This window comes from Oceanobacillus limi (assembly GCF_900111445.1).
GTDB lineage: Bacteria > Bacillota > Bacilli > Bacillales > Amphibacillaceae > Ornithinibacillus > Ornithinibacillus limi.
Map to the genome: position 1 here is coordinate 1 of NZ_FOHE01000041.1, position 5,816 is coordinate 5,816.

Sequence of the window (5,816 nt, forward strand, 5' to 3'; positions counted from 1 at the left end):
TCCGGTATTAGCTCACGTTTCCGCGAGTTATCCCAGTCTTACAGGCAGGTTGCCCACGTGTTACTCACCCGTCCGCCGCTCGTTCCACAAGTTTCACCCCGAAGGGATCAACTTGCTTCCCGCGCTCGACTTGCATGTATTAGGCACGCCGCCAGCGTTCGTCCTGAGCCAAGATCAAACTCTCCAAAAAAGTTTGTATTTGATTGACACCAATCAACCAAATGATAATTCTTAGCTACTAGAAACACTAGCTTCTAGATTTAAATAAGTTAGAAAAACGAGGTTGTTTTTCATCTTAACATACTAGTTGTTTTGTTCAGTTTTCAAAGATCAATTTGTGTTGTTCGCTTGTTTTAGCGACAAGATATAATTTAACATGTCTGCAATTAAATGTCAACAAGTTTTTCGAAATTAATTTTATTAAATTTGAATTACTTGTTTCCTTAACTGACAACAGAAATTAATATACCATAGCTATTTTACAAAATCAATATAAAAAATAAAAAAACAATAGTAAAATGCATTTTTTTATTTTTTGCTGAATACAGTATCATTTCGGTGCTTAACTGTCCCACTAGTTACCTCACAAGGTGAGTCCTCAATCAGCGGGATTTTTTTACCCCTCACTTATTGTTCTTTAAAAACGAATTTAACTTTCAGGATCCCCCACTTAACCTCTTTAAATTTTCCTCAAGGCTTAAAATGGGGGCTCACGACGCACTGGGCATTGAGTCTATGTCGTCCTGCTGGCTTTAAGGGGATAGCTATTGATTCTTACTTTTTTTCGGTATGTATTTCATACATTCCTTTTCACTCGAAACACGACGTAATATTTGAAATAGTATCTTATACCTCTCTCTCATTGCTCGCTTTACCATATGATCAATACGATGATCATCTAAATCCATTAATAACTCATCTAACTCCCGCTTCACTAGATATTCCATTTCTTTTTGTTCGATATCATTTATCATTAGCCCTAACATATTAATCACCTCATATCATTCCACACTACTTTTACTCTTTACCAAACAATTTGATTTTATGTAATTCATTTTTGATAATCCCACACATTACTATACCCATTTTCAATGAAAAACTATCTTCTTTTTTTATTAATGCTTGTTCATATTTAAGAAACACGTTCATAAACATGTAATAGGACTTGCAGTTAAATAGGGAGTGATTACATGCAACATTTCTATGTTTTACGATTTAAAAATTGGAAGAAATTGCTAGTAGTATTAGCATTTGCATTTTTTGCAGCTACATTTTTATCATTTGAACGAGACGGTGCTTTTAGTATTTTTTCACAAGATCAATCCGTTGCACTTACGAAAGGAAATGCAGATGAGCCTGATATTTCACTAACCTTCAACATAAGCTGGGGAGAAGAGAAAGTTCATGATATCCTAAAACAATTAAACCAAAATCAAGTACAAGCTACATTTTTTGTTAGCGGAGAATGGGCAGAACGCCATCCAGATATTTTAAAGAAAATAACAGATGACGAACATGAAATTGGAATGCTTGGTTATCGCTATAAAAGCTATTTAGAACAAGATATCGAAGAAGTTAGGAAAGACCTTTTACAGGCTAAAGAGACTTTTCGCAAACTGGGTTATGAAGATTTAGAATTGGTACGTGCTCCAAACGGACATTTCAATGAGGAAGTTATTGAACTTGCAGAAAGCTTAGGAAATAAAGTGATCCATTGGAATGTAAATCCTAATGACTGGAAGAATCCGGGGACTCAGCAAATTGTAGATCATATAATGGAGAAAACGGCAAACGGGGATATCATTTTAATGCATGCATCAGATTCAGCCAAACAGACAGCTGAATCATTAAAAACAATTCTACCTGGCTTAAAAAATAAAGGATTTGACTTTGCTACCATTTCGGAGCTTATCAATCAAGCCCATGCTGAATCTGAAATTGTTGATTAAATAACGAAACCCTGATGCGTTGTTCATACAACCATCAGGGTTTAATTATGCTTTTACCGTATTATTCGCCGTTGAGTTTTCATTCTTTGACGAATCCTGCTGTAAGCGATGAAGAATGAGTAATTGGTACGTGTTACAAGCTAATAAAGGGATAATCATTAACCATGCATAGTCAGTTCCTTCTGTTCGAAGACCCGGAACCCATTCCACTGTCGTAATGACAACCATGAAGAAAAGCGCAGGAATAAAAGCTCGTTTATTCGTTTCTTTTGCTTTAATCCATGCTATAACCCATCCGTATCCTAATAATACTAGGGCCATTGCGATATACCATAATATGTTTACATCACCCTTTGTGGCTTGATAAGGAAAATAGACCAAATCAAACACAACGAATGCAATTAGTAATACTTGTACTGTAGGCCAAAAAGTGCGAAACAGCCCTAATCCTAATCTATTTACAAATAAATAAGCAAAGAATCCCGTTTGACTTACTACACTAAACACCAAACCTAAACCAATTGAAAAAATGATTAATCCTACTAATTCCATGATATCCAACGGGCTTAAGAAGTTCTGATATTCCTTTGAAAAAACAAAAAAACTAGTAATGAGACCTGTTAGTCCACCAATTACTAACGTCTTGAAAAATAACCCAACAACTTTTCGACTATTCAATCTGGTTTCCTCCTACTTGCTGTATCCACTTATTTCATTGGCAAAAATTATAATTTCTAAGTATGTCCACTCGTATTTTAACATGAACACACTGTTTTTTCCTTCTTGAAGTGCATATTTTTATTGTTTAAACCCATATTAACTATAAGCGGAAGGAGGATATCTGTGTATGCTGCGTTTAAAATACTTGTTATTTATTGGAATGTTGTTACTTGCACTTAGTGCATGTGGTGGGGAAGCCGCAAAACAAGAAGGAGATTACGATACGACCAAAAAAATGGTTGTTGATATATTGCAAACCGATGACGGAAAGAAAGCACTCGGTGAAATATTATCCGATGAAGAAATGCAAAAACAATTAGTTATTGAATCCAGCGTTGTGAAACAATCAATAGATGAAGCACTTTCCTCCGATAAGGGAGTACAAATGTGGAAAAAGCTATTTGAAGATCCAAAGTTCGTCGAAACATATGTAAAATCGATGGAAGAGGATCAAAAAAAGCTGATGACAGATTTATTGAAGGACTCCGAATATCAAAAACAAATGCTCGAACTGCTAAAGGATCCAGAAATGACTGACCAATACGTTCAAACGTTAAAAAGCCAAGAGATGAAATCCCATTTAGAAGAAACCATACAACAAACATTAGAATCACCACTGTTTCAAGCAAAAATTCAAGATCTGCTTCTTAAAGCTGCCGAAAAACAAGGAAGCGGAGATCAAAGTGGACAAGGACAAGATCAAGGTGGACAATCTGGTGGCGGAGAAGGTGGATCCGGTGGTGGAGAAGGTGGCGGTGGTGGCAGTTAACCCCGCAAAAAAAAGCTAAGGCATGTTCCATTTAAAAAATGGGTGTATGCCTTAGCTTTTTTCATTTTTATAGGCAACGAGCTGTAACAATCGTAGAAGAATAGATAAAAATCCTTAATATGGAAAGTATTTTTTCATATTACTCTTCTACTTTTGCTACTACTTTTGCTGCAATTTTATGATATTCCTTCCCTAGTGGGTGATCTTCTTGATAAACAGATGGAGCAAAAACATCTTCATCCTCGTAAGGCTGTTGAAGTGGTAGTTGCCCTAATACCTTAGTTTTTAAAACCTCAGCTAATTTCTGACCTCCACCACGGCCAAATACATATTCTTTCTCACCTGTTGTCTTGCTCTCAAAATAAGCCATATTTTCTACAACGCCTAATATTTCATGCTCTGTTTTAATAGCCATTTGCCCTGCACGAGCTGCTACAAATGCCGCTGTAGGATGTGGAGTTGTAACAATTACCTCTTTACAAGATGGTAATAATTCATGGACGTCCATCGCAATATCACCAGTACCTGGTGGTAAATCAAGTAAGAGGTAATCTAAATCTCCCCACTCGACCTCTTTAAAGAAACTGTTCAGCATTTTACCAAGCATTGGCCCACGCCAAATGATAGGAGAGTTATCCTCTACAAAGAATCCCATTGATACAACTTTCACCCCAAAACGTTCAACAGGGATAATTTTTTCCCCACGTACGACTGGTCTTTCTTCTACACCCATCATATCTGGAATACTAAATCCATATATATCTGCGTCAATGATACCAACCTTTTTACCTAAACGCATCAATGCCATTGCAAGGTTAACGGTTACTGTTGATTTTCCAACCCCACCTTTACCACTTGCTACCGCTATAAAGTTAGGTTGTTTATTTCCACCCATTAACGCTTTCTCTTGGGAATCTTCCATCGCAGGTTGGTATTTCTGTATCACTTCATCCGGAAGTTGCTCAAAGCGTAGTCCAACAGTTGTTGCTCCGTTTTTCTTTAAAATACCTACTAGCTCTTGCTGAAGTTGCATTTGTTCAGCAGTATTGGTCTTTCCAATGGCCACCTTAACACTTATATGCTTTTTCTCTTCTTTAATGGTTACTTCCTTAACACCGCCAGTTTCTTCAAGTGTTCTATGTAAAAATGGATCTTTAACAGGATTAAGCAGCTGTACTACTTCTTCTTTTGTCAACATTTTACTGTCACCTTCCTTATCCTAGCTTACAAACCCTATAAGTTTGTCCAACGCTAGTATAACATAAAATAGGCAAAACCTAAGTGATATGAATCATGGAAGGGGTTACTAATTATTCCTCAGCTTCTTCTGGTTCTTCCGTTACATAACGCAATATTCCTTCATAAATACTACCTGCCATTTGGCGTTGGTATTCTTCCTGCTTTAACTGTTCGCGCTCCTCAACATTAGACAAGAAGCCAATTTCTACAAGTGTACCAGGCACCTCTGCATTCTTAAGTAAATATAGATTATTAATTGCCAAAGCAGAACGATTGGTGTTTTCTAAGTTTCGAATAATTTCCGCTTGAATCATTTTGGCAAGATGCCTGCTTTCATCCGACTTTGGATAATAAAATGATTGTGCACCTCTCCATTTAGTAGATGGTGTAGCATTTAAATGTATCGTAACAAAAAAATCCGCATTCTTTTCATGAATAAAGTCCATGCGCTTACGTATATCTTCTACCTTCCGCTTCGAAAGTCCTTTCGTTTCCTCATCAGCCAAATCCTTATCTGATTGTCTCGTTAAATATACAAGTGCACCTGACTGCTGTAAGTAGCTTTGTAACTTTTTAGAAACAGCTAATGCAATGTCTTTCTCTAGTGTATCGTCTTTCCCAACGGCACCACCATCGACTCCACCATGACCCGGATCAATCACAATTGTTTTGCCCGAAAGTGGGAGTGACCAGGTTGCCTCCCAAGTTTCATCTGAAGTTTTAGGCACTGGCATTTGTATTAACATTATTAATACTATTATACCGATTACCCAGAATAATCCTTTCCCATAACGCTCCATATGATTCTCCCCTTATCCTTTTCCTTTTCTCATTGTATGGGACAAGGTTTATTATTATGACGGTTTTAGAATCAGTAGTGTCATTTGAGTTTGTAACTTTGCATTTCATACCAAGATGGGGACTCTGACTCCGCCAATGGGGGAAGTAGGATTCATCTAACCGTCACTGGATCCAAATAGCGGAAGAACGAACCTCAGTGATGACTAGGTGGAACCTCATTCCGCTAAATGGCGGATATCATTCATTTGGAGCATGGTTCTGGTTCCTCATTCCTTTATTCACCTATATTTAGTAAAATTTACACTGATTTATGGCTGATAGAGGAACGAGGATCCTCA

General features: G+C 37.1%; 6 protein-coding genes and 1 rRNA gene. 2 read left to right on the forward strand and 5 right to left on the reverse strand.

The features are described from left to right. Positions 1 to 190 (reverse strand): 16S ribosomal RNA (locus BMX40_RS19730); the annotation flags it as partial. Positions 191 to 764: 574 nt separating this feature from the next. Next, positions 765 to 986, reverse strand: a complete 222-nt coding sequence (locus BMX40_RS19735; protein WP_090873155.1) for a hypothetical protein — start codon at positions 984 to 986, stop codon at positions 765 to 767. 204 nt (positions 987 to 1,190) lie between these two features. Here BMX40_RS19735 and pdaB point away from each other — a divergent pair, with 204 nt between their 5' ends. Then, complete coding sequence (pdaB, locus tag BMX40_RS19740) at positions 1,191 to 1,949, forward strand: polysaccharide deacetylase family sporulation protein PdaB (RefSeq protein WP_090873157.1); 759 nt, start codon at positions 1,191 to 1,193, stop codon at positions 1,947 to 1,949. A 45-nt stretch (positions 1,950 to 1,994) separates the two neighbouring features. On the opposite strand, the gene BMX40_RS19745 is transcribed toward pdaB, so the two are convergent. Further along, complete coding sequence (locus BMX40_RS19745) at positions 1,995 to 2,627, reverse strand: KinB-signaling pathway activation protein (protein WP_090873160.1); 633 nt, start codon at positions 2,625 to 2,627, stop codon at positions 1,995 to 1,997. A gap of 169 nt (positions 2,628 to 2,796) precedes the next feature. On the opposite strand from BMX40_RS19745, the gene gerD reads away from it, so the two are divergent. After that, on the forward strand, positions 2,797 to 3,438 hold the full coding sequence (gerD, locus tag BMX40_RS19750) for a spore germination lipoprotein GerD (protein WP_090873162.1): 642 nt from the start codon (positions 2,797 to 2,799) through the stop codon (positions 3,436 to 3,438). A gap of 139 nt (positions 3,439 to 3,577) precedes the next feature. On the opposite strand, the gene BMX40_RS19755 is transcribed toward gerD, so the two are convergent. Together BMX40_RS19755 and cwlD are read right to left on the reverse strand one after the other, a co-directional pair. Continuing rightward, positions 3,578 to 4,636: an Mrp/NBP35 family ATP-binding protein gene (locus BMX40_RS19755; protein WP_090873164.1), complete on the reverse strand. Its 1,059-nt coding sequence runs from the start codon at positions 4,634 to 4,636 to the stop codon at positions 3,578 to 3,580. 112 nt (positions 4,637 to 4,748) lie between these two features. Then, a complete protein-coding gene (gene cwlD, locus BMX40_RS19760) occupies positions 4,749 to 5,477 on the reverse strand; it encodes an N-acetylmuramoyl-L-alanine amidase CwlD (protein WP_090873166.1) in 729 nt (242 codons plus the stop codon). Positions 5,478 to 5,816 lie beyond the last annotated feature (339 nt).

What these genes read in the sequence shown, in the direction of transcription:
- BMX40_RS19735 (WP_090873155.1), bottom strand. Translation starts at nt 986, where the DNA reads ATGTTAGGGCTAATGATAAATGATATCGAACAAAAAGAAATGGAATAT.
- BMX40_RS19755 (WP_090873164.1), bottom strand. Translation starts at nt 4,636, where the DNA reads ATGTTGACAAAAGAAGAAGTAGTACAGCTGCTTAATCCTGTTAAAGAT.
- gerD (WP_090873162.1), top strand. Translation starts at nt 2,797, where the DNA reads ATGCTGCGTTTAAAATACTTGTTATTTATTGGAATGTTGTTACTTGCA.
- pdaB (WP_090873157.1), top strand. Translation starts at nt 1,191, where the DNA reads ATGCAACATTTCTATGTTTTACGATTTAAAAATTGGAAGAAATTGCTA.
- cwlD (WP_090873166.1), bottom strand. Translation starts at nt 5,477, where the DNA reads ATGGAGCGTTATGGGAAAGGATTATTCTGGGTAATCGGTATAATAGTA.